Annotated in this window: 21 protein-coding genes and 1 pseudogene; 8 read left to right on the forward strand and 14 right to left on the reverse strand. The window is 54.5% G+C overall.

Features of this window, described 5'->3' with window-relative positions:
- The first annotated feature begins 215 nt into the window (after positions 1–215).
- Positions 216–1046, forward strand: coding sequence for an ammonia-dependent NAD(+) synthetase (gene nadE / locus ACSZO4_RS16330; RefSeq protein WP_437890080.1), 831 nt, complete (start codon positions 216–218; stop codon positions 1044–1046).
- Positions 1047–1085: 39 nt separating this feature from the next.
- Here the strand turns inward: nadE and ves are convergent, their stop codons facing one another.
- The 7 genes from ves to astC all read right to left on the reverse strand — a co-directional run bounded on the left by ves (position 1086) and on the right by astC (position 8759).
- Entirely contained in the window at positions 1086–1643 is a 558-nt protein-coding gene (gene ves, locus ACSZO4_RS16335) for an environmental stress-induced protein Ves (RefSeq protein ID WP_437890098.1), read from the reverse strand.
- A 310-nt stretch (positions 1644–1953) separates the two neighbouring features.
- A complete protein-coding gene (gene spy, locus ACSZO4_RS16340; protein ID WP_437890081.1) occupies positions 1954–2424 on the reverse strand; it encodes an ATP-independent periplasmic protein-refolding chaperone Spy in 471 nt (156 codons plus the stop codon).
- 309 nt (positions 2425–2733) lie between these two features.
- On the reverse strand, positions 2734–3699 hold the full coding sequence (gene astE, locus ACSZO4_RS16345) for a succinylglutamate desuccinylase (RefSeq protein ID WP_437890082.1): 966 nt from the start codon (positions 3697–3699) through the stop codon (positions 2734–2736).
- 11 nt (positions 3700–3710) lie between these two features.
- Positions 3711–5036: an N-succinylarginine dihydrolase gene (gene astB / locus ACSZO4_RS16350; protein ID WP_437890083.1), complete on the reverse strand. Its 1326-nt coding sequence runs from the start codon at positions 5034–5036 to the stop codon at positions 3711–3713.
- Positions 5033–6511, reverse strand: a complete 1479-nt coding sequence (gene astD, locus ACSZO4_RS16355) for a succinylglutamate-semialdehyde dehydrogenase (protein ID WP_437890084.1) — start codon at positions 6509–6511, stop codon at positions 5033–5035. Before astD ends, astB begins: the two co-directional genes overlap by 4 nt.
- Positions 6511–7542 (reverse strand): arginine N-succinyltransferase, encoded by a 1032-nt coding sequence (gene astA, locus ACSZO4_RS16360; RefSeq protein ID WP_437890085.1) that lies wholly within the window; start codon positions 7540–7542, stop codon positions 6511–6513. Before astA ends, astD begins: the two co-directional genes overlap by 1 nt.
- Positions 7539–8759: a succinylornithine/acetylornithine transaminase gene (astC, locus tag ACSZO4_RS16365; RefSeq protein WP_437890086.1), complete on the reverse strand. Its 1221-nt coding sequence runs from the start codon at positions 8757–8759 to the stop codon at positions 7539–7541. The genes astA and astC overlap by 4 nt, the downstream gene beginning before the upstream one ends.
- Positions 8760–9217: 458 nt before the next feature.
- On the opposite strand from astC, the gene xthA reads away from it, so the two are divergent.
- The 3 genes from xthA (at position 9218) to ACSZO4_RS16380 (ending at position 11695) form a co-directional block, all read left to right on the forward strand.
- Positions 9218–10027 carry an exodeoxyribonuclease III gene (gene xthA, locus ACSZO4_RS16370; RefSeq protein ID WP_437890087.1) on the forward strand — a complete coding sequence of 270 codons (810 nt, stop codon included), beginning with the start codon at positions 9218–9220 and terminating at the stop codon, positions 10025–10027.
- 62 nt (positions 10028–10089) lie between these two features.
- The gene (locus ACSZO4_RS16375) at positions 10090–11286 is read left to right on the forward strand and encodes a sulfurtransferase (protein ID WP_437890088.1); all 1197 of its coding nucleotides are present in this window, start codon (positions 10090–10092) and stop codon (positions 11284–11286) included.
- Positions 11276–11695 (forward strand): pyrimidine (deoxy)nucleoside triphosphate diphosphatase, encoded by a 420-nt coding sequence (locus tag ACSZO4_RS16380; protein ID WP_437890099.1) that lies wholly within the window; start codon positions 11276–11278, stop codon positions 11693–11695. The genes ACSZO4_RS16375 and ACSZO4_RS16380 overlap by 11 nt, the downstream gene beginning before the upstream one ends.
- Here the strand turns inward: ACSZO4_RS16380 and ACSZO4_RS16385 are convergent.
- The gene (locus ACSZO4_RS16385) at positions 11652–11936 is read right to left on the reverse strand and encodes a DUF1496 domain-containing protein (RefSeq protein ID WP_437890089.1); all 285 of its coding nucleotides are present in this window, start codon (positions 11934–11936) and stop codon (positions 11652–11654) included. The two genes, ACSZO4_RS16380 and ACSZO4_RS16385, sit on opposite strands and share 44 nt — an antisense overlap.
- A 235-nt stretch (positions 11937–12171) precedes the next feature.
- On the opposite strand from ACSZO4_RS16385, the gene gdhA reads away from it, so the two are divergent.
- Positions 12172–13515 carry an NADP-specific glutamate dehydrogenase gene (gene gdhA, locus ACSZO4_RS16390; protein WP_437890090.1) on the forward strand — a complete coding sequence of 448 codons (1344 nt, stop codon included), beginning with the start codon at positions 12172–12174 and terminating at the stop codon, positions 13513–13515.
- 73 nt (positions 13516–13588) lie between these two features.
- Here the strand turns inward: gdhA and ACSZO4_RS16395 are convergent, their stop codons facing one another.
- The 4 genes from ACSZO4_RS16395 to ACSZO4_RS16410 all read right to left on the reverse strand — a co-directional run bounded on the left by ACSZO4_RS16395 (position 13589) and on the right by ACSZO4_RS16410 (position 17577).
- Positions 13589–13762: a hypothetical protein gene (locus ACSZO4_RS16395; RefSeq protein ID WP_437890091.1), complete on the reverse strand. Its 174-nt coding sequence runs from the start codon at positions 13760–13762 to the stop codon at positions 13589–13591.
- A gap of 151 nt (positions 13763–13913) precedes the next feature.
- Entirely contained in the window at positions 13914–15860 is a 1947-nt protein-coding gene (locus ACSZO4_RS16400; protein ID WP_437890100.1) for a DNA topoisomerase III, read from the reverse strand.
- A gap of 4 nt (positions 15861–15864) precedes the next feature.
- On the reverse strand, positions 15865–16908 hold the full coding sequence (gene selD, locus ACSZO4_RS16405; RefSeq protein ID WP_437890092.1) for a selenide, water dikinase SelD: 1044 nt from the start codon (positions 16906–16908) through the stop codon (positions 15865–15867).
- A gap of 117 nt (positions 16909–17025) precedes the next feature.
- Complete coding sequence (locus tag ACSZO4_RS16410) at positions 17026–17577, reverse strand: NAD(P)H nitroreductase (RefSeq protein WP_437890093.1); 552 nt, start codon at positions 17575–17577, stop codon at positions 17026–17028.
- A 162-nt stretch (positions 17578–17739) separates the two neighbouring features.
- Here ACSZO4_RS16410 and sppA point away from each other — a divergent pair, with 162 nt between their 5' ends.
- The 3 genes from sppA to pncA all read left to right on the forward strand — a co-directional run bounded on the left by sppA (position 17740) and on the right by pncA (position 21386).
- Entirely contained in the window at positions 17740–19593 is a 1854-nt protein-coding gene (sppA, locus tag ACSZO4_RS16415) for a signal peptide peptidase SppA (protein ID WP_437890094.1), read from the forward strand.
- 125 nt (positions 19594–19718) lie between these two features.
- Positions 19719–20735 carry an asparaginase gene (gene ansA, locus ACSZO4_RS16420; RefSeq protein WP_437890095.1) on the forward strand — a complete coding sequence of 339 codons (1017 nt, stop codon included), beginning with the start codon at positions 19719–19721 and terminating at the stop codon, positions 20733–20735.
- A 9-nt stretch (positions 20736–20744) separates the two neighbouring features.
- Positions 20745–21386, forward strand: coding sequence for a bifunctional nicotinamidase/pyrazinamidase (pncA, locus tag ACSZO4_RS16425; protein ID WP_437890096.1), 642 nt, complete (start codon positions 20745–20747; stop codon positions 21384–21386).
- 32 nt (positions 21387–21418) lie between these two features.
- On the opposite strand, the pseudogene ACSZO4_RS16430 reads toward pncA, so the two are convergent.
- Both ACSZO4_RS16430 and ACSZO4_RS16435 read right to left on the reverse strand, forming a co-directional pair.
- Positions 21419–22758 (reverse strand): annotated as a pseudogene (locus ACSZO4_RS16430) (MFS transporter).
- 167 nt (positions 22759–22925) lie between these two features.
- Entirely contained in the window at positions 22926–23684 is a 759-nt protein-coding gene (locus ACSZO4_RS16435) for a DeoR/GlpR family DNA-binding transcription regulator (protein WP_437890097.1), read from the reverse strand.
- Between the last annotated feature and the right edge of the window lie 225 nt (positions 23685–23909).

The raw sequence follows: 23909 nt of genomic DNA on the forward strand, positions 1-23909 counted from the left end.
GCGGGCATCGTGAAAAATCTATGGCAAAGAAAGCCTTATGTTCTCATAACTGACGATTAAATCGCACCTTCCCTAACAAAACACCAATAAACAACTAAAATGCTGTAATTTACATCACTCAAAACCGTGATCCTTGTCGTTTTACTGCGTAAGGGTTAATTTGATCCCATCACCATATTGCATCCCGCTATGCGGGTTCACTTCCGGAGGGTTAAATGACTCTGCAACAAGAGATTATTCAGGCGCTGGGCGTCAAGCCGGACATTAACGCGAATGACGAAGTTCGCCGTAGTGTCGATTTTCTGAAAACCTATCTTCAAACCCATTCCTTTTTAAAATCGCTGGTATTAGGGATCAGCGGCGGACAGGATTCGACCCTGACCGGTAAGCTTTGCCAGACGGCCATCAGCGAATTACGGGAAGAGACCGGCGACAGCAGCTACCAGTTTATTGCCGTGCGCCTGCCCTACGGCAAACAGGCCGATGAGCAGGACTGCCAGGATGCGATTGGATTTATTCAGCCGGACCGCGTACTGACCGTCAATATTAAAGGCGCGGTGCTTGCCAGCGAGCAGGCTCTGCGTGATGCGGGTATCGAGTTGAGTGATTTCATTCGCGGCAACGAGAAAGCGCGTGAACGTATGAAAGCGCAGTACAGCATCGCCGGAATGACCAAAGGCGTTGTGGTTGGCACTGACCATGCGGCAGAAGCTGTCACGGGCTTTTTCACCAAGTACGGCGATGGCGGCACCGATATCAACCCTATTTTCCGTCTTAATAAACGTCAGGGTAAGCAGTGTCTGGCCTTATTAGGTTGCCCGGAGCATCTGTATAAAAAGGCACCGACAGCAGACCTTGAAGACGACAGGCCTTTTCTGCCTGACGAAGCCGCGCTGGGTGTAACCTATGAAAACATTGATGATTATCTGGAAGGCAAAACGCTGGATGCCGGAACAGCCCACATCATTGAAGGCTGGTATCTGAAGACCGAGCACAAACGTCGCCCGCCTGTCACCGTTTTCGATGATTTCTGGAAAAAACAGTAACTATTTCAGGCGGCGCAAGCCGCCTCGTTTTAACCACCATCAGTACCCTGGCAACCAGTTAATTTCACTGAACAAAAGCTGCCCCTCGGATTTGAGCAGACGCAGCGTATGCCGCCCTTCATCCCAGCATGCGCCTTGGTCGGCCGTCAGTAATTTATCCCCCAGTTGCCACGCCCCGCTCAGCACAAATACCACGCCGCCGCGCGCACCTAAGGTGGTAAAGGTACGATCGGCAATGCGCACATTTGCATAGCAATGATCGCGCCGGGTCATGATGTTGAACGCCATCGACATCTGACCATCGTGCAGTTGCGCTTTAACGTGCTGTTCACCGACGAAGGTAAATGGCTGAAAGCGCTTCAGGGTATGGCGAAACGCAGCCGCCCCATCCAGCGTCATTTCCCCACCTTCAAGCAAGAGCATCACCCTGTCCACTCCGGGGAATTGTGGAAACTCACCATTACTGGCCAGCGAGACAATGCTTGCACGCCAGCTAAACTCCCTTGTTGCCTCCGGGAAACAACAAATTTCCCGGGTTTCCCCCGCACCATTTCGCCAAAGATTAACCGGCATTTTACGGATATCAAAAAATTCCATCATCACTCCTGAAAGGCGCAGCCCGGTGTCCGTGCCGCTGCTTCTGGAGGCAGCGTATTGTTTATTATTGCCTCTGCCATAAGGACCTTATCGGCAGAGAAAAGGGATCGCCTTAATCATGTCGCAAAACGACAGGTAAGAAATATTAACATTGCGAATTATGGATACATTTCGCTAAAGGCTGGCTCAACGAGAATACCGTGCTGCGGGCGGCTGACAAGGGGGGGAAGAAAGAAAAAAACCGCCGGACCTGCCCACAACGTTAACACGTGCTATGGACAGATCCGGCGGTCTTGACAGGGTGGCTGAATTACTCAGCAGGTGCAGGCATTTTACCTTCCGGGGCCGGACGTTCTGTCAGATGCTTCTCAAAATTAGCATTAAATTGCTTTTTCTGTTCCGCTGTTAAGATGTTGTAAATCTTATTCTGGGTTTCCATATGCGCCAGCATGTGCGTCTTACGCTGCTCGTCCATTTTGGCGATTTGCGCTTCAGCCTTCGCTTTGTCGAAGGTATCGCTGGCAATCAACGCATGCATGTCGCGGCGTTCCTGCTGCATATCTTTGAACTGCTCTTTTCGAATGTCGCGAATTTGCTGTTTCTGCGCATCTGTCAGATTCAGGCCTTTGAACATCATGTCATGCTGCGGGCCTTTTGGGCCTTTGTGGTGCATTGCTGGTTTGCCATCGGCAGGTGCGGCAGTGGTATCAGCAGCATGGGCCAGATTAGCCGCGCCAAGGGCCAGGGTAGAAGCTACAAACAGGGCAGTCAGTTTACGCATAATATAATTCCTTACTTTCATGTTTTCTTGCGGCATTTGCCGTGTTGACGATATTCACTTTAGCGGCTTTATCGTCAATTAATCAGAGCATCGGTAAAACAATGAAAGTGTAAAAAACGTTTTTACAGCAATTACGGAGGAAATAAGGAGAAACGGTGGAGAGTGGATAAATAAATATTCAATGAACTGATTTTTATAGGAATAGTGGAGATTGTAAAACAACAACGCGCAATAATAAACAAGTTAATCAGGATTAATCCGTAATAAATCATGATAATAATTAAGCCCCGTATTTAGCGGGGCTATGGATTAGTTAATACGCTCCAGCAATAATCCGGCTCGCAGCCCAACGGCAACATCCGGGTTAGGGAACAAAATATATTCCTGTTCCCGCTGCACGACATAACGCTCCCCCTTGTCTTCCGCCAGTAGCGTCCCCTGGGTAAAAGGGGTGAAGTTCAGGGTCGTGGATGGCAGGTAAAGCACGAACTCGTCACTGTGCCGGGTCAGTTGCTGCACAACACGGTAGCGTATCGGCGCGGTGTCGCTCTCGGGCACCGCATCACCCGCCAGTAACGCGGCCAGCGCCCAGGCGGTACGGGAAAACTGGCCTAAATCATTCTCACCAAACGGCAACGCCTTTCCCAGCTCAAGCGTGCAGGCCAGGGCGTCGAAATGCTCGCAGCTGTAGTGGGTGAAGGTGCCTGCCGGCGCCTGATGAAACACCAGTGCCTCCAGTCCGGCATCCCCCAGCCATTTAAGAAATATTTCATCCCAGGGTTCATTGCGCGCCGGAAGAACGCCAAAGCGCACATGGAACGAACCGCGAATTGCGGTATGCATATCCAGGTGCCAGCGCAGCTCATCATCCTCATGGAAAAAATGGGTGACGGCGCGTTCCAGTTGGGCCGCACGGATGGTTTCATCGCTGGCGGTAAACTGCTGCCAGCGGCCGCCAAACATCCGGTTGAGATCGCTGTGCAGATAACGTTTATTCTGCCCCAGCGCCTGTGGATTACCAATTATCACCAGTAAGCGCCAGCTCAGCCTGAGTGTACCGTTGAGCAGATTCGCCAGCAGCTCCTCCACGATTTCCACCGGGGCCGTTTCATTTCCGTGAATGGCGCAGGAGATAACCAACGCCCGTCGGCTGGGCTCTGGGGGGATAAGCTCAAGGATCCCCTGCTCGTGCCAGAGCCAGTGAATACCTGCCGCTTCACCCACCATTTTGCGTGGCATCTCACCTGACAGCGTTATCGCGAGAAAATTATCCATACGACCTCCTGTTACTGCTGGAAGGGATAAACGGACCCCAGGCGCAAAAGTTGCGTCAATGAATCTAAGGCTTCCCGACTCTCTCTTAACAGGAGCGGATCAGCAAGATCGGCCTGATGCAACTTGTCGCGGTAATAACGATCAATCCAGTTCTCAAGTGCATGAAACAAACCATCATTCATCAGCACCGCCGGGTTGAGCCCGCGTTGCTCTGCTTCACTGAGCACGACCCGCAGACGTAAGCAGGCCGGTCCACCGCCATTCGACATGCTCTCACGCAGATCAAACACCTTCAGCTCACTGATGGGATTGTCCTGCGCCAGCAGTTTGTTCAGATAACGCCAGACCCCAGGATGCTCACGGGATTCCTGCGGCAGAACCAGCACCATGCTGCCATCTTCGCGGCTCAACAACTGGCTGTTAAACAGATAAGTCTCTACCGCATCAGCAACAGAGACTTCATTCTCGGGCACTTCCAGCGCCATAAATCCAGGCACCCTGGCCCGCAGGTTTGCCAGCAGGCCTGGCTGCTGAACAAAGGCCCTTTGGTGGCAGAAAAGCACCTGCCGGTTAGAGACGGCAATAACATCATTATGGAACACGCCCTGGTCGATGACTGCCGGATTTTGCTGGGCAAACACCACCTGACGGGGACACACCTGATTGAGCCGGGCGACCGCCTGGCTGGCCTCTAAGGTCTGACGCGCAGGATAACGCCCCGGTGCGCTGCTGCCGCCCTCTTCGCGCCCATAGATGAACATCTGTACCCCTGGCTCACCGTACTCACCGCCAAAGCGGTTATGATTCGCGGCCCCTTCATCGCCGAACATCGCCACCTGCGGCAGCGCGGTGTGAACGGCAAAGTACTGCTCATCACGGAAAATTGACCGTAGCACGGCTTCCGTGGTCGGGGCTTCGATGGCGCGGTGAAACTTATTGTTCAGGTTTGCCACCGTAAAATGCACTTTGCCGTCAAGGGCATCGGCGGAGGGGCACACCGTCGCGGCGTTGGCCACCCACATCGACGAAGCAGAGCTTACCGCCGACAGCAGATGCGGAGATTGCATTGCCGCTTTCTCCACCACCTGCTCATCACTGCCGCTAAATCCAAGCTGGCGCAACAGCGCAACATGCGGACGCTCCTGCGGCGGGAGAATCGCCTGAGGAAAACCGGCATCCGCCAGCGCCTTCATCTTTAGCAGTCCTTGCTTCGCCGCCAGCCGCGGATTCGACACTTGATCCCGGTGTCGGGTCGAGGCTTCATTCCCAAATGACAGCCCGGCATAGTGGTGCGTTGGGCCAACAATACCATCAAAATTGACTTCCCGCGCTTTCATCGGCTGTTCTCCTGGCTAAAATCGAGTCCCGGACTCAGCGTGGAAGGTAATGCCAGTTCCGCTGTTTCAAGGCTTGCCATCGGCCAGGCGCAATAATCGGCGGCATACCAGGCGCTGGGGCGATGATTACCGGATGCCCCGACACCGCCAAAGGGTGCCGTACTGGCCGCGCCGGTCAGCGGTTTATTCCAGTTCACGATCCCTGCGCGCGCGTCCAGCAGCAATTGTTCAAAATGCTGACGATCCGCGGAGATAAGCCCGCAGGCCAGGCCATAGCGGGTGTTGTTGGCAAGGGAAATCGCTTCGTCAAAATCATCATAGCGCCAGACACATAGCAACGGGCCAAACACCTCTTCATCGGGCACATTGTCCACCCCGGTCATTTCTATTATTCCAGGGCTTAACAGCGATGTTCCGGCCTGCAACAAACGCGGTTCAAGCAAGGTTTTTCCCCCGCGGCCAACGTGTGTTTGCCAGGCCTGATAAACCTGTAACGCCGCCTGGACGGAGATAAGCCCGCCCAAAAACGGCTGTGGCTCTGCATTCCAGTTGCCGGGAATGAGTTTTGCGGCAACCGAGGACAGGCGCGCAAGAAAGGCATCGCCAACCTCGCCTCGTTTAACCAGCAGGCGTCGGGCGCAGGTACAGCGCTGCCCGGCGGTGATAAACGCCGACTGGACGGTCAAATGGACTGCGGCATCAATGTCTGTCGGCTCATCCACGATAAGCGCGTTATTACCGCCCATCTCCAGCGCCAGAATTTTCTCTGGCTGCCCGGCAAGCTGTTTGTGCAGTTGATAACCCGTACTGGCGCTTCCGGTAAACAGCAGACCGTCAATGCCGCTGAGCGCGCTCAGCGCCTGCCCGGTTTCACGCCCTCCCTGCACCAGGTTCAGCACCCCTGGAGGTAAACCGGCCTGCTCCCAATATTTCACCACCGTCTCCCCGGTCCAGGGCGTTAACTCGCTGGGTTTGAAAATCAGCGTATTGCCCGCCAGCAGCGCCGGAATAATGTGCCCATTCGGCAAGTGTCCGGGAAAATTATAAGGGCCAAATACGGCCAGCACGCCGTGGGGGCGATGACGCAGGGTGGCGGCGCCATCCGGCATCTCGGTATGGGCAACCCCGGTACGCGCGTGATACGCCTTGAGCGAAATGGTCGCTTTGTTAATCATCGCCGTCACTTCCTTCGCCGCTTCCCAGCGCGGCTTACCGGTTTCGCGGGCGATCACTTCCGCCAGTGACGCTTTGTTAGTCTCAAGCAAGGCGGCGAATTTTTCCACGATCCGCTGACGCTGGCTAAAGTCTTGCCTGGCCCATTGCACAAATGAGCTTCGTGCCGCCAGCAAAGCCTGTTCAACCTGGGCGCTGCTGGCATCATTGCCCTGCCATAAGGTTTCATTACTGACCGGGTTAGTTTTGACACGGCGCGCACCCTGCCCCACAACCCATTCACCCTTAATCCATTGACTCATTATTTTTTCTCCTCAGCACACAGACGAACCAGACGCACGCTGTCACCTGGATTGCATTTGAGCGCATCACATTGTGCCGCGCTTAACACCAGCCGTTCGGTATTCGGATCCACATTAATAAGCATGGCTCTGAACTGGTGATATTGCTCATTAGCAACAATGCAGGCTGGCCACTCGCCCGGCGCGCTCTGCCCTTCCACCACCTCGACAAGCCGGCTTTTACGGATCGCGCGCACGCGATCGATATCGCACTCAAGGGTTGGACCGCCATCAAAGATGTCGACGTAATTACAGTAGCGAAAACCCTCTTTTTCCAGTACCGCGCGTGCAGGAGCCGTTTGCGGATGCACGACCCCAATCACCGCCTGCGCTTCAGGGGAGAGAAAATCGGTATAAATAGGATGCTTGGGCATCAGTTCGGCGATAAAAGCCTTTTGCCCGGTCCCGCACAGATAATCCGCCCGGCTAAATTCCATCGAGAAAAAACGCTTACCCAGTCTGTCCCAGAAGGGAGAATAACCGGTCTCGTCAATGACTCCGCGCATCTCCGCAACCACTTTCTCATTAAAACGCTCACGAAATGCCGCCATAAACAGAAAGCGAGATTTCGACAGCAGGTAGCCATTGCCCTCTTTGCGCCAGGCCGGATCGAGAAACAGAGTACACAGTTCACTGCTGCCGGTATGGTCATTGCTGAGAAACAAGGTCGGCAGCGCGTTATAGACATTCAGTTCCTTCGAAGCATGTACCAGGGTACCGACGCGATAGTTGTACCAGGGATCGTTAAGCCCCACCGCGACTTCGATGGCGCAGATCCCCGCAACCTCGCCCGTCTCGCTGGCCTCAAGCACAAAGACATAACCCTGTTCGCTTTCCGGCAGTTCGCCGTTCCATGTCTTTATGGCCCGCTCAATGCGCGCGCCGAGGGTAGCTTCGTCCACCGGGAGTGAAGTCAGGCCGCCGCCGGTTTTTCCGGCGAGTGCCATCAGTGCGGGCAGATCGCTGCGTTCAACCGGGCGAATAACCATCATGATGCACACCCCGCAAGAAAGGTCTCACATGCAGTCGCAAACCGCGCCAGCCCGCGCGACACTTCATCCTGAGTAATATTGAGCGCCGGGGCAAAACGTATAACACTGGCACCGGCAATCAGCACCATTACCCCTTCCGCCGCCGCCAGCTGCGAGATCTGTTTGGCCTTACCGGCATAGTCAGACTTCAGTTCGCAACCGATCAATAAACCGAGTCCACGGATCTCGCTAAACAGATTAAGACGCGCATTTATGGCCTGGAGTTGCTCGGCGAACCATTGATGACGCTGCTTAACGCCGTCCAGCGTTTCGCGGGTGTTGACGATATCGAGCACCGCGCCCGCCACAGCCGATGCCAGCGGATTGCCGCCCCAGGTGGTGCCGTGCGTGCCTACCATCAACACGCTGGCGAATTTTTCACGAGCTAAGATAGCCGCCACCGGGAAACCGCCCCCCAGCGCTTTCGCCGTGCTCAACACATCAGGCGTTACGCCGTAATGCATATAGGCATAGAGTTCGCCGGTACGGCCAACGCCGGTCTGCACCTCGTCAAAAATAAGCACGGCATTGTGTTTGTCACATAATTCGCGCAGCCCCTGCAAGAAAGCTTTGCTCGCCGGAACGACGCCGCCTTCGCCCTGAATGGGTTCGACAATCACCGCACTGGTGTTGTCATTAATAAGCGCGCTGGCAGAGGCCAAATCGTTATATTGCGCATGCTGAATATCCGGCGGCAGCGGCGCAAAATCCTGGGAATAAGCCGGTTGCCCTCCGGCACTGACGGTAAACAGCGTGCGACCGTGAAACGCATTTTTAAACGCCACAATGCCACTCTTTTGCCCGCCAAAATGGTCATGGGCATATTTACGCGCCAGCTTGAGCGCGGCCTCGTTCGCCTCAGCGCCTGAGTTGCAGAAGAAAACGCGGTCAGCGAAGGTCGCGTCAATTAACCTTTTGGCCAGCCGCAGCACCGGCTCATTGGTATAGCCGTTACCGGTATGCCAGAAGCGGGACGCCTGCTCACTCAGTGTTCTGCATAAAGCCGGGTGCGCATGCCCAAGGGCGTTGACCGCAATCCCGCCCACAAAATCGATGTACTCCCTGCCCTGCTGGTCCCACAACCGTGAGCCTTCGCCACGGACCGGAATAAAAGGCGCTGGCGCGTAAACAGGTATCATCCATTCATTAAAATTTTCACGCGTAATTGACTGAGACATAGCGACCTCTTCCGGTAAATGATTGGTTGAATATTTGTTAATAAATATGAGTAACCACGCTGTAAATGTATATTGCACAGGGCATGCCAGCCAGCCGGAAAACTGCATAAACGGGGAGCGGGTACGAAATATCAATAACTTAAAACCTATCTCTATTCACATTAAATGCATAAAAAGTGAATAATATTAGTAAGGAAGTGATTACAGGCGGGATAAAAAAGAAAGATTATGCATTGATAAAATATAATTCTGGATCTGTGATCGTCTGCGAAATTTATTCAGGAGTAGCGCCGTATTTTGGGGCATGTCGCACCATAAGAGGGCGCTGGCGTTCAGGATGCAGGCAGCGAAAACGGCACCGATCGTCATTTGAGCTCTGCGGTGTTCCTGCCGTAGGCATTCTTCCCCCTTTTCTGCTAACATCCCTGCCACATTTCCTCAGCATTCTGGCGGCGACTATGAAATTTGTCTCTTTTAATATCAACGGCCTGCGAGCCCGACCTCATCAACTGGAAGCGATTGTCGAGCAGCATCAGCCTGATGTCATTGGCTTGCAGGAGACGAAAGTCCACGACGATATGTTCCCGCTCGAAGAGGTGGCAAAGCTTGGCTATAACGTTTTCTACCACGGGCAGAAAGGCCACTACGGCGTGGCGCTGTTAACCAAAGCGACGCCGGTGTCAGTTCGTCGCGGGTTTCCGGACGATGGCGAAGAAGCGCAGCGCCGCATTATTATGGCGGAGATCCCGTCCCCTCTGGGCAATATCACGGTGATTAACGGCTACTTCCCCCAGGGGGAAAGCCGCGATCACCCGGTGAAATTCCCGGCCAAAGAGAAGTTTTACCAGGATCTGCAACACTACATTGAGCAAGAGCTGAAGAAAGAGAATCCGGTGATTATCATGGGTGATGTCAATATCAGCCCCAGCGATCTGGATATCGGCATCGGCGAAGACAGCCGCAAACGCTGGCTGCGCACCGGAAAATGTTCGTTCCTGCCAGAAGAGCGTGAATGGATGAACCGCCTGATTAACTGGGGTCTGGTGGACACCTGGCGGGCGGCAAACCCGCAGGACAATGAACATTTCTCGTGGTTTGACTATCGTTCAAAAGGGTTTGACGATAACCGGGGCCTGCGTATTGACCTGCTGCTGGCCAGTGCGCCGCTGGCTGAACGCTGCGTGGCAACCGGTATTGATTATGCGATCCGTGGGATGGAAAAACCCTCCGACCATGCGCCGGTATGGGCGACATTTAACCTGGAGTAATCCGACCAACCTCCTGCTGGCGGCGGGCTGCTGACTTCCGCCTCATTCCGGGCCTGATAACGATGGCGCAATCCCTAAGCTTAGAGCAGCTCCAGCAATGCCACGGTATTCTTATTGATACCCGGGACAGTGCATTTTATAACGGCTGGCCGTATCCGCTGACGGGCACCTCCGGGCATGAACCTGCTGCTCGCCACCTCGCCGCCGGCTGGCTGAAGAAAATGGATGATCCGGCACTTCACAACTGGACTCACGCGCAAGCCATTAGCGCAAACACGCCCATCGGGCTGTACGGTGACGCCCTGGCCGTGGCGAACGTCAGTATGCGTTTGCAGCGTCTGGGCCTGGGCGAAGTGGCCTGTCTGAGCGACGCGCTGAAGATCCCCTCACGCCTTGTATCACTGGCGGCTTACTGGCATCGCGTTTACCCACTCTGGCTGCATGACCTTTTGCAGGGCAAGGCTGTCAGCCATCCCCCCGCCGGGGAGTGGCAGGTCATTGAGGTGGGCTGTGACGAACTGGCCGCGTATCGCCAGGGCCATATACCCGGCGCCCGTTACCTGGACACCCGTGAAGTCGAGAGCCTTCCATTGTGGAATGTGCTTCCTGATGCCGGGCTGGCTGCCATGCTGGCCCGCCACCGAATCCGCCATGACACGACGCTGCTCCTCTACAGCCGCAATCCTGTGACGGCAGCCAGAGTCGCCTGGGTGATGCTTTACGCGGGAGTGGCGGACGTGCGTCTGCTGGAAGGTGACTGGGGCGCGCAGGATCTGCCGCTGCACATCGGCGATGAGGGTTTAAACCCGCGTCCTGAAACCGACTTTGGTCTGTCGATCCCCGTAAGACCGCACCTGAAGTGCGACAAGCTACAGGCCCGGCGACTGTTACAGCGTCAGGACGCCTCGCTGGTCAGCGTGCGCAGCTGGCAGGAACATACGGGCAAGACCAGCGGTTACACCTACATTCAGGCCGCAGGCGATATCCCGGGTGCCCGCTGGGGACATGCAGGTGAAGGCAAAGACGGCATGGAAGACTATCTTAATCCGGATGGCACCGTGCGCAGCGCAGAATTGATCGGTGCAATGTGGCAGGCCGGGGGTATTACTCCCGACCAGCAGATTGCTTTTTACTGTGGTACGGGCTGGCGGGCGGCGCTGGCATTTATGTCTGCCAGAGCGATGGGCTGGCCGCAGATTGCGGTTTATGATGGCGGCTGGTTCGAGTGGAGTCAGGAAACAGGTAATGATGCAAAATAGTATTGATGTTGTCGCCGCCATTATTGAACGTAACGGCAAGATTTTGCTCGCACAGCGCCCGCAGCAGGGCGACCAGCTAGGTTTATGGGAATTTGCCGGCGGTAAGGTGGAAAATGGTGAGAGCCAGCCGCAGGCGCTGATCCGCGAATTGCGCGAAGAGCTGGGAATCGAGGCCTTGCCCGGCGAGTATGTCGCCAGCCACCAGCGCGAAGTGTCAGGCCGCATCATTCACCTGCATGGCTGGCATGTGCCCGCGTTCACCGGCACCCTCACCCGTCATCACCACGCCGCGCTGGTCTGGTGTTCCCCCTATGAAGCACACCACTGGCCGCTGGCGCCAGCAGATATTCCGCTGCTGGAGGCGTTTAAGGTTTTATACGCCGCCAGGCAAGCGGATGAGTCGAAATAGTGCGTTCATCACGCCCGCATTGCAGCAACACACCTTCCATTTTAACGACCGCGCCTTCTGAATAGTTCCGTCCCTCATATATACAGCACTGGTTGCACGACGGCGCGGTTTGCTGCCCGCCGGAACTAAACACTTCAGCGGGGACATTCACCTGCACATCCGGCGAAATCTGCCGATTAGCCTGTACGCCTGCCGATGCCACCATCAGTAAACCGACCATCACCCATTGCAAACGCTTCATGACATTTTGTTCCTGAATTAATCCTTTCATTACTATAACGGATCTCCCTCTATGTACTGCACTTTCTTATGTCATCGGTTTTTTTTATGACCGGGAGTTAATTATTAATTTCACGTCGCTTAAGGATTTTTGCTTGCTATACGTCACATTGCAGGTGTTATAGTCAAAAACCGCTGATTTTTTAGCTGCCATAAAAACATAAACCCAACACGCATCATAAGAGGCTCTTATATCTATGGAACAGACATGCACTCTTGAATCATTCCTTTCGCATGTTCAAAAGCGCGATCCGCACCAGCCCGAATTCGCCCAGGCCGTCCGTGAAGTTATGACCACCTTGTGGCCATTCCTCGAACAAAACCCCCGTTATCGTCAGTTATCACTGCTTGAAAGGCTGGTGGAGCCGGAGCGGGTGATCCAGTTCCGCGTGGTGTGGGTTGATGATAAGAATCAGGTGCAGGTTAACCGCGCATGGCGCGTGCAGTTCAGCTCGGCTATTGGCCCTTATAAAGGCGGTATGCGTTTTCATCCGTCGGTCAATCTGTCTATCCTGAAGTTCCTGGGTTTTGAGCAGACGTTCAAAAATGCCCTGACCACTCTGCCAATGGGCGGTGGTAAAGGCGGCAGCGATTTCGATCCCAAAGGGAAAAGTGACGCCGAAGTGATGCGTTTTTGTCAGTCCCTGATAAGCGAGCTGTACCGCCATCTGGGGCCGGATACCGATGTCCCTGCCGGGGATATGGGCGTGGGAGCGCGTGAAGTCGGCTTTATGGCCGGGATGATGAAAAAACTCTCCAATAACAATGCCTGTGTGTTTACCGGCAAAGGGCTGTCGTTTGGCGGTAGCCTTATTCGCCCCGAAGCCACTGGTTATGGTCTGGTCTACTTCGTGCAGGCCATGTTAAAACGCCACGGGCAGGATCTGGAAGGGTTACGCGTCGCGGTATCGGGGTCCGGTAACGTTGCGCAATACGCCATCGAAAAAGCGATGGCGCTTGGAGCTCGCGTGGTTACCGCCTCGGATTCCAATGGCACCGTGGTCGATGAAGCAGGCTTCACGCAGCAAAAACTGGCGCGCCTGATTGAAATCAAAGAGCAGCAGCATGGCCGGGTGGCTGATTATGCCCGTGAATTTGGTCTGCAATACCTTGAAGGCCAGCAACCGTGGTCCGTTCCTGTCGACGTAGCGCTGCCATGCGCCACACAAAATGAGCTGGATACCGATGCCGCCCGTACCCTGATTGCTAACGGCGTGAAAGCCGTCGCAGAAGGGGCAAACATGCCGACGACCATTGCCGCCACGGATCTGTTCCTGCAGGCGGGCGTGCTGTTTGCACCTGGCAAAGCCGCAAACGCCGGTGGCGTTGCTACTTCGGGTCTGGAAATGGCGCAAAACGCCGCGCGTCTGGGCTGGAAAGCGGAGAAAGTGGATGCCCGTCTGCACCACATTATGCTGGATATTCATCAGTCGTGTGTGGAGTACGGAGGTGAAGCGGAGCAGACAAACTACGTCCAGGGCGCCAACATTGCGGGCTTTGTGAAAGTGGCCGACGCCATGATTGGTCAGGGCCTTATCTAAAAAATACAGCCGGGCGGCTTTACGCTTCCCGGCTCTGCTGTTGGTGGTCCGCTCTGGCGGGCCATTTCATTTCTCAGGCATTTGCCACGAGTGACGATACGATTTCCCGGTGACGCTTAAGAATGATAGCGATTTGCTCATCTGCGGTGAGCTCGTTGAACAACTTGTCATTTTGATTTACGCGTTTGTTGCGCAACGTCGTGGGGATCTGTACTACGGTATTTTCTACTGCTTTTTGCTCGCTCATTTTCCAGTCCTGCTACTCAATGGTCTGTGTTCGCGCGCATCATAATCCTGTTTATCTATGACAGGAAGACGACAGGATCACGTCTTCCTGCGAATTGGGCAAATTTACGCCATCTTTGGGCAAATTCACGGAAACCAACGCAACAAACCGCTCAGGAAGCCGCCGACGGCGCTTGCGCATCATCAGCCCGCGGTTTCCGTCCGCTGCGCTTGCTGGCGGCTTTTTTCTTGCTGCCTGCGGGCGCAGTAATCCCCCTGAAACGTTGAACCGGTGTATTACGCGCCTGCTGGATCAACTCGTGCAATGTGCCAACCAGCGGCTGCATAAAGTCCTGATAGCGACACTGCTTTTCGCTAATTTGGGTCAGCATCGATTCCCAGTGCGCCGTCATATCAGGTCTGCCTGCCATTTCAGGCAATGAGTGGATAAGCGCCCTACCGGCCTCGGTCGAAAGAATATAACGCCCTTTCTTGGTGAGAAAACTGCGCCGGAACAGCAGTTCGATGATCCCGGCACGCGTCGCTTCGGTTCCCAGCCCGTCCGTTGCGCGCAAAATTTTCTTCAGATCTTTATCCTGCACAAAACGAGCGATGCCGGTCATCGCCGAGAGCAGGGTGGCATCGGTGAAGTGACGCGGCGGCTGGGTTTGTCGCTCCACCACTTCACCCTTCTCACAGAGGAGTTCGTCGCCTTTGGCAACCACCGGCAACAGTGTGCCGTCATTTTCCTCATCGCGCTCTTTGCCGCCGAGCAACGCGCGCCAGCCCGCCTCCGCGAGGAACCGGGCTTTGGCGATAAACTTGCCATTGGCAATATCCAGATCAATCTGGCATTTGCGGAACACGGCGTCCGGACAAAACTGGAGTAAATACTGACGGGCGATCAGGGTATAAACATCCGCTTCACTGTGGGTCAGATTGACCTTCGAGGCTCGTGCCGTCGGGATAATGGCATGGTGAGCATCCACCTTTTTGTCGTCCCAGCTGCGGTTGCGCAAATCAGGATCCACCACCGGCTGAGGGAGCAGCCCCTGCGCATGCACGCCGATGGCATTCATCACCGCATGGCGCCCGGCGTAGTGTTCTTCCGGCAGATAGCGGCAATCAGAACGCGGATAGGTGATAAGCTTGTGGGTTTCGTAGAGCTTCTGGCAGATATCCAGTACGTTCTGCGCACTCAGTCCGAAGCGTTTGGCGGCTTCAATCTGCAGTGCCGACAGTGAAAATGGCAGCGGTGCGGATTCTGATTCCCGTTTATCGTTATAACCGGTGACTATTGCAGGCTGGCCAGCAATGCGGTTCACCACGTGGTCAGCAAGGGGCCGATGCAACAAGCGCCCTTCTTCATCCTGGTAGGGCTCACAGGCTTCACTCGGTTGCCAGAGCGCGGTAAAGCGTTCGCCGGCAGGAGTCAGGATATGGGCTTTGACCTCAAAGAAATCTTTCGCCACAAAGTTTTCAATCTCTTCGTCGCGGCGCACCACCAGCCCCAGCAACGGCGTTTGTACCCGTCCGACGGACAACACGCCCTGATAACCCGCATTGCGGCCAAGGATCGTATAGGCCCGGGTCATATTGATGCCGTACAACCAGTCGGCACGGGCACGCGCCAGCGCCGAGACGCACAAGGGGACGAACTCGCTGTTAGACCGCAGCCGGGAAATCGCCCGTTCAACGGCCTGAGGATTAAGATCGTTTATCAGGCAACGCTGAACCTGCTGGCGCTTATCCGCAGGCAGTTCAAGGTAATCAATCACTTCGTCGACCAGCAGTTGCCCTTCCCTGTCCGGGTCACCCGCGTGTACCACTTCACTGGCCTCGGTCAGCAGACGCTTAATAACGTTGATCTGCTTAACGACCGAGGGGCGCGGCTGAAGTCGCCACTTCTCAGGGACGATCGGCAAATCGGCCAGATTCCAGCGCGCGTAGCGGCTGTCATAGGTGTCCGGTTGCGCCTGCTCAAGCAAGTGACCGATACACCAGGTGACCACTTGCCCGTTGCCGCATTCAATATAGCCGTCGCCTTTGCGATGAGGTTTGGGAAGCACATCGGCGATGGCGCGTCCAAGGCTTGGTTTTTCTGCAATAAACAACCGCATCGACTTAACGGATCTCAATCATTGGACGTCCCGCACGGGCGCTGACCAGTTCACCCACGGCCGTGAGCGTGATACCCAACTCCGCAGCAGTACGACAGACGTCGCTTTCCGCCTCGGGCGTGACCGCCAGCAACAGGCCACCAGAGGTTTGCGGATCGCAGAGCAGCGCCCGCATAGCTATAGTCATCTCGCCCATCAGATGGCCGTAGCTGGCAAAGTTACGCTGAGTGCCGCCGGGTACCGCGCCGAGCGCAATATACTCTTCCACCCCCGGCAATTTCGGCACCTCCTGATACCAGACCTGCGCCTGAACGCCCGCGCCCTGGCACATTTCACTGAGGTGACCGAGCAGGCCAAAACCGGTGACATCGGTCATCGCTTTTACCCCTTCAATACCCGCAAACGCAGAGCCTGCCAGGTTCATCTGGCACATCACTTCGGTGGCAAGCCCCTGATGCTCTGGCTTTAACAGCGATTTTTTCTCCGCTGTAGTGAGCACGCCAATGCCCAGCGGTTTGCTGAGGAACAGTTTACAGCCCGCCTCGGCGGTACTGTTTTTCTTCACGCGGTCGGTAGGCACAACCCCAGTCACGGCAAGGCCAAAAATGGGTTCCGGGGCGTCGATGGAGTGCCCACCCGCCAGCGCAATGCCGGCTCTCCGGCAGGCATCACGGCCACCGTCAATCACCTCACGGGCGATTTCAGGCGCCAGTTTATCAAGCGGCCAGCCAAGGATCGCAATCGCCATAATGGGTTTGCCGCCCATGGCAAAAATATCACTGATGGCATTCGTCGCCGCAATGCGTCCAAAATCGAACGGGTTGTCGACAATCGGCATAAAAAAGTCGGTGGTGCTGATAATGCACGTACCGTTGCCCAGATCGTAGACCGCCGCGTCATCGCGGGTTTCATTCCCCACCAGCAGGTTCGGGTCGAGAAACTTCGCCTGCTCGCTGTGGAGAATGGTGTCGAGCACTTTGGGGGAAATTTTACAACCACAACCCGCTCCGTGGCTGTACTGGGTCAGACGAATACCGTTTTCGTTCATGGACATCTCCTGTCAGGACAATCCGGCTATGGTAACGCTCAAAGCGCGATGTGATAAGCGAGACTGTCCGAATTGCAGCGATTCGCTCACAATCCAGACAGTATTACAGGCGGGCTATCAGAAATAACGAACGAAGGGCGCGGTGTCCGGCACGCTGACGGTGGTGGAGGCTTTCAGCTGTGGAGTGCCGAGATAGATGAAGCCGACGATTTTATCTGTTGTTCCGCATTCAAAGGCTTCGCGCACTACCGGGCTGTCGGTAAGCGGCCCTGTACGCCAGATACCGTTAAAGCCCTGAGCCTGCGCGGCCATCTGCATCGCCATTACCGCACAGCCCGCCGAGAGCAGTTGCTCCCATTCCGGCACCTTGTGGTTCGCTTCGCACTTTGCCACCACCGCAATAATTAAGGGGGCGCGAAACGGCGACGTGCGTGATTTTTCCTGGGCCTTCTCATCAAAACCGGCCACCAGAGCAGCGCTTTCCAGTGTTTGACTGAAACGCTCACGCCCTTCGCCTTCAATCAGGAAAAATTGCCAGGGTTGCAGAGTGCCATGATCCGGCGCCCGCATCCCGGCGCGCAGAATATTTTCCAGATGTTCGCCAGCCGGGGCAGGCTCAGCCAACCGGGAAGCGCTACGGCGGTTGACGAGCAGTTCAAGTGCATCCATTAGTTAAACTCCTGTATTGAAATTTGTTCCTAAAATTAACACGCGCAAAGAATTTGTTACAGCGCCGACGGCGATTCCTGCTGACTTTAGCCTGCAGGGTAATTAGGATAACCAGACTACCCGCTCAGGGCTGCGGGAGACATTACTTATCAGGGAGAATGCATGCGAACCCTTTGGCACATTATTGCCAGTTTTTTTAAGTGGACCTGGAGATTGCTGAATTTCATCCGCAATCTGGTATTCAACATCGTCTTTATCCTGCTGCTGCTGGTTGTTGTGGGCGTGTGGACGCAGTTGAGTGACAGCAAAACCGAACACAGCAGTCGCGGCGCATTGCTCATGGACATCACCGGAGTGGTGGTGGACAAACCGACAGCCAGCAATCGTCTGGGTGCGCTGGGACGGCAATTCTTCGGCGCAAGTTCCGACCGTCTACAGGAAAACTCGCTGTTCGATATCGTCGATACCATTCGTCAGGCGCAGGCCGACCGCAATATCACCGGTATTGTGCTGGATCTGAAAAACTTTGCCGGGGCGGATCAACCGTCCATGCAGTACATTGGCAAAGCGCTGCGCGAGTTCCGCGACAGCGGCAAGCCGGTGTACGCCGTTGGCGATAACTACAGTCAGAGTCAGTACTACCTCGCCAGCTTCGCCAACAAAATCTGGCTGTCGCCGCAAGGGGTTGTGGATCTGCACGGCTTTGCCACCAACGGGCTTTATTACAAGACGCTGCTGGATAAGCTGAAAGTGACCACCCATGTGTTCCGGGTCGGCACTTATAAATCGGCGGTTGAGCCTTTTATTCGTGATGATATGTCCCCTGCCGCTCGTGAGGCCGACAGCCGCTGGATTGGCGAACTGTGGCAAAACTATCTCAATACCATCGCCGCCAATCGGCAGGTGACGGCGGCGCAGATCTTCCCTGGCGCGCAGGGCGTGCTGGATGGCCTGCGGAAGGTAGATGGGGATACCGCGCAATATGCGCTGGATAACAAACTGGTGGACACATTAGGCTCCAGCGCCGATGCGGAAAAAGCGCTGACCAAAGAGTTTGGCTGGGATGATGTGGACAAACATTTCCGCGCCATCAGCTATTACGATTATCAGTTGAAACCGGCGAGTGATATCGGCGATACCGTGGCGGTTATCTTCGCTAACGGCGCAATTATGGACGGCCAGGAAACGCCGGGGAATGTCGGGGGCGATACCACCGCCTCGCAGATCCGCGATGCCCGCCTGGACCCGAAAGTCAAAGCCATTGTCCTGCGGGTTAACAGCCCTGGCGGTAGCGTCAGCGCCTCGGAAGTGATCCGTGCTGAACTGGCCGCAGCCCGTGCCGCAGGCAAACCGGTGGTGGTTTCCATGGGCGGCATGGCGGCCTCAGGTGGCTACTGGATCTCAACCCCGGCCAACTACATCATTGCCAACGCCAGCACCCTCACCGGCTCGATTGGTATCTTTGGGGTAATTAACACGCTGGAAAACAGCCTTGATTCCATTGGCGTGCATACCGATGGCGTGGCAACTTCCCCGCTGGCCGATATCAGCATGACCAAAGCGCTGCCAACGGAAGTGCAACAGATGATGCAAATCAGCATCGATAACGGTTACAAGCGCTTTATTACCCTTGTCGCCCAGTCGCGTAACAGCACCCCGGAGCAGATCGACAAAATCGCCCAGGGCCATGTCTGGACCGGTCAGGATGCGAAGAGTAACGGTCTGGTCGATGGTTTAGGCGATTTTGATGATGCCATCAGCAAGGCGGCGGAGCTGGCGAAACTGAAGCAGTGGCATGTGGACTGGTACGAAAGCGAACCTTCATTCTTTGATCGTCTGATGGACAGCATGTCGGGCTCGGTACGCGCTATGTTGCCGCAGGCAATACAGGCTTATCTGCCCGCCCCGCTGGCTAATGCAGCGGTGCAGGTGAAAGCCGAAACCGACAAACTGGCGACGTTTAACGATCCGCAAAACCGTTATGCGCTTTGCCTGACCTGCGCCAATATTCGTTAAGTCAGCAGATCCAGAGAAAAACCCAGGCGGGGGCGAGAGCTTCCGCCTTTTCTTTATCTCTTTCGCTGCAACTCATATTCACTACGTATATACTCCCCCCACTTTGTGATAACGCGCCTTCTACCATGCAAAAAAAATCAATTTATGTTGCCTACACCGGCGGTACCATCGGTATGCAACGCTCTGAACACGGTTACGTTCCGGTTTCCGGCCATCTGCAACGCCAGCTGGCGTTAATGCCTGAATTCCATCGCCCGGAAATGCCCGACTTCACCATCCACGAGTATGACCCGTTGATGGACTCCTCGGATATGACGCCGGAAGACTGGCAGCATATTGCTGATGATATTAAAGCCCACTATGACCAGTACGACGGCTTTGTGATCCTGCATGGCACCGACACCATGGCGTACACCGCTTCAGCGCTGTCGTTTATGCTCGATAATCTGAGCAAACCGGTTATTGTTACCGGATCGCAGATCCCCCTGGCGGAATTGCGCTCTGATGGTCAGATTAACCTGCTGAACGCCCTTTATGTGGCCGCAAACTTCCCGATTAACGAAGTGACGCTGTTCTTTAATAACCGTCTCTATCGCGGCAACCGTACCACCAAAGCCCATGCTGATGGTTTTGACGCCTTTGCCTCTCCGAACCTTGCGCCATTGCTGGAAGCCGGGATCCATATTCGTCGTCTGAATACGCCGCCAGCGCCACAGGGCCAGGGCGAATTAGTGGTTCACCCTATTACGCCACAGCCCATTGGGGTGGTGACCATCTATCCGGGGATTTCCGCCGACGTTGTGCGTAATTTCTTACGCCAGCCGGTTAAAGCGCTGATCCTGCGCTCCTACGGTGTGGGCAACGCGCCGCAAAACGGCGAATTCCTTAAAGAGTTACAGGAAGCCAGCGATCGTGGCATTGTGGTCGTTAACCTGACGCAGTGCATGTCAGGCAAAGTGAATATGGGCGGCTATGCCACTGGCAACGCACTGGCTCATGCCGGGGTAATTGGCGGCGCTGACATGACGGTCGAGGCCACGCTGACGAAACTGCACTATCTGTTGAGCCAGGAGCTGGACGCTGCCGCTATCCGCCTTGCCATGGGGCAAAATCTGCGTGGTGAACTGACGCTGGACGAATAAGGAGAGGCCATGAAACACCGTGCGTTATTACTTGTCGATCTGCAAAACGATTTCTGTGCCGGTGGCGCACTGGCGGTGCCCGAAGGCGACAGTACCCTGGATGTGGCCAACGCCCTGATTGACTGGAGTAAAGCCCGGGGCGAAGCCGTACTGGCAAGTCAGGACTGGCACCCGGCAGATCATGGTAGTTTTGCCAGCCAGCACGGTGTAGAGCCCTTTTCTCAGGGGCTGCTGGACGGCCTGCCGCAAACGTTCTGGCCGGATCACTGCGTGCAGAACAGCACCGGGGCTCAGTTGCACCCGCTGTTAAATCAGGCCGCGATTAGCGCGTTGTTTCATAAAGGCGAGAACCCGGAAATTGACAGCTACAGCGCCTTTTTTGATAACGGTCAGCGGCAAAAGACGGCGCTGGACGCCTGGCTGCGCACGCACGCCATCGCTGAACTGACGGTGCTCGGGCTTGCCACCGACTACTGCGTGAAATTCACCGTGCTGGATGCGCTGAAACTGGGTTATCAGGTCAACGTGATTACCGACGGCTGCCGGGGGGTCAATATCCAGGCGGGCGACAGCGCCCAGGCCTTTATGGATATGGCTGGCGCAGGTGCCACCCTGTATACCCTGGCCGACTGGCTGGAAACCCAGGCGTAACTATCGGGTCCGGCCATCCGGCCGGACAGTTTTCAGGACAGGCCAGAAATCTCTTCCAGCGACACCATCCGCGTTTCGATGCCGAACACGAACAGGATCAGCGAACAGCAAAAGAGCATCGCCCCCAATACCGAAAACACCGCATACGCGCCGTAGTGAGTCAGCAGTGCCGCCACGCCATACGGGGTAAACACCGCGACGATTCGCCCGACCGCATTCACGAAGCCGGAGCCTCGCAGGCGCAGATGCGTTGGCCACAGTTCTGGTACGTACACCGCCGATGCAAAGCAGACATACATGTAGAGAAAGAAGATCAGCACCAGCCCAATTGACAGGATGGCCCACTCCTCTTTTTGCAGCGAGTACCAGTATCCCAGTAGCGCCACAATTAACAGCAGGACAGAGCCAAACCATTTGCGCGGAAATTTATCAATCACCAGTGCGGCGATAAATATCCCGACGGGCGCGCCGACCATAATAACGGCGGTCATCATGATGGATTTCGCGACATCGATCCCTGAGTTGACGAATATCGTCGGGATCCACACCGTGATGGTGTAAAGCGAGATATTCATTGCCACCAGCGGCGCCTTAACATTGCACCGCGGAAAAGTTGCAGGAAACAGCTGTTCTCCGCCCGCCTGGTCGTTGGTCTGGCGAGCGGTATCACCTCGGTAAATTCGATTTTTTTCTCTTTTGCTATACGCTGCTCAATGTCCAGAAGGCTTTGATGCGCGTGGGCTTCTTTGCCCTTCCCCGCCAGCCAGCGCGGTGACTCAATGAAATATTTACCGGATAAGAGCCAGGCAAACAGCATCGCAATACTGCCGAGCAGAAACATCACCCGCCAGCTAAAGAACGAGATAACCACCACTCCGATGGCCGCTGAGATCATCGGTGACCAGTTGCCGACAAAGGAGAGGCGCGCCGACCATTTGCCGCGAACCGTAGGGGGAATAAATTCGGTAAAAGAGGCATAGCCAATCATAATCAGCGCCCCCATGCCGATGCCCATCATACAGCGTAAAAAAATAAGCCAGTACATATCCGGAGAAAAAGAGGCAGCGGTGGCCGAGAAACCAACAATCAGCAGATTAAGACGAAACGCTTTGCGCCGACCTAAATAATCGCCGACAAAACCACCCAGCAAAGAGCCAATAAAATAGCCCAACATTAATGCCGAAGTGAAGGCAGCATTAAGATAATTATTTGACCAGCCATTACTGATTAATTTTGCCAGCACCACGTTACCGGAATAACTCAAAAATCCAGTAATCAATAAACTGAAACCGATAGTGCCAAATATCTGATAATGGAAAGAGGAAAGCGGCAAGCGATCCAGTCTTGCACCGATAGGGTCATGATGTTCCATTGTCTATGCCTCACATAATACCTGGTGAAAGGGTAAATTGTCGCAAGCAGGATACATCCTGCAAATCAGCGAGGTGATCCACATGAATCATTTTATTATTTACACCAGGCCAGAGAGCATTCAATACAAAAAACAGAGTGCCAGTCACGCCCCTCTGTTTACTTATATTAATAGACAAGCTGAATATTATTTTGCTTGCAGAAGTCGACCCACTGCGCGCCTGGTTTTTTATCCGTAATAATATAGTTGATATGACTAAAATCGACTAACTGCACAAATGCTTTACGATCGAACTTGGAATGATCGACCAGCAGTGCAACTTCCGTCGCCTGCCGAATCATGACTTTCTTGATATCCGCCTCGGCTTCATTGGAATCAAGCGCTCCGCTGTCGATATCCAGCCCTTTACAGCTCATAACCATAATATCGACATGGTATTTGCCAATAATTTCTTTGGTGATCCGTCCCTGAAACGAGAGCGTATTTTTGTTAAATTCTCCGCCGGTCGAGACAATATTGATCTCCGATTGTGCCAGCTCACGAAAGGCCTCCGTCGAGTTGGTTAATAAAGTGAGATCTTTTCGCTCTTTTAGCAGTTTTAATAGTTCCATAGCGGTGGTACTGGAATCGGCCGCCAGAGTAGTTTTATTATTTATAAAGGGTAATGCATTGAGTGCTATCGCCTGTTTTTCTTCAAAAAAAGATTTAGCCCGTTTATAAAAATGAACGCTATCCGCCAGGCTTGCACTGTTTAATACTGCGCCGCCGTATGTCCGGGTAATAATACCTTCAGCTTCCAGCTTTTCTAAATCACGACGAATCGTCTCCTCAGTTACCTGAAAAAGAATACTAAGGTGGGTAACGGTAACCTTCTTTTCATTCGTTACCATCTGTTTAATGGTTTGCAGTCTGTCTTTTGCAGCCACGATTTATGCCTCTGCTTCATTCAACAACATGATATACAGGCAGTATGTCACACGCCATGTTTATTTTCAAAAGAATATGTTTGAATCACAGATTTAAACATCCGTTTTCACGAAACAGAGGCAGCCATCTATTACAAATACTTATTAACTAAGGAAGGTGCGATTTAATCGGTGGGGTTCAGTGGAGTCCTTATCTGTATTAGCCTTACCTTAGCTGAGCTGTAT

This window comes from Phytobacter sp. V91 (assembly GCF_965644225.1).
Lineage (GTDB): Bacteria > Pseudomonadota > Gammaproteobacteria > Enterobacterales > Enterobacteriaceae > CBFFRJ01.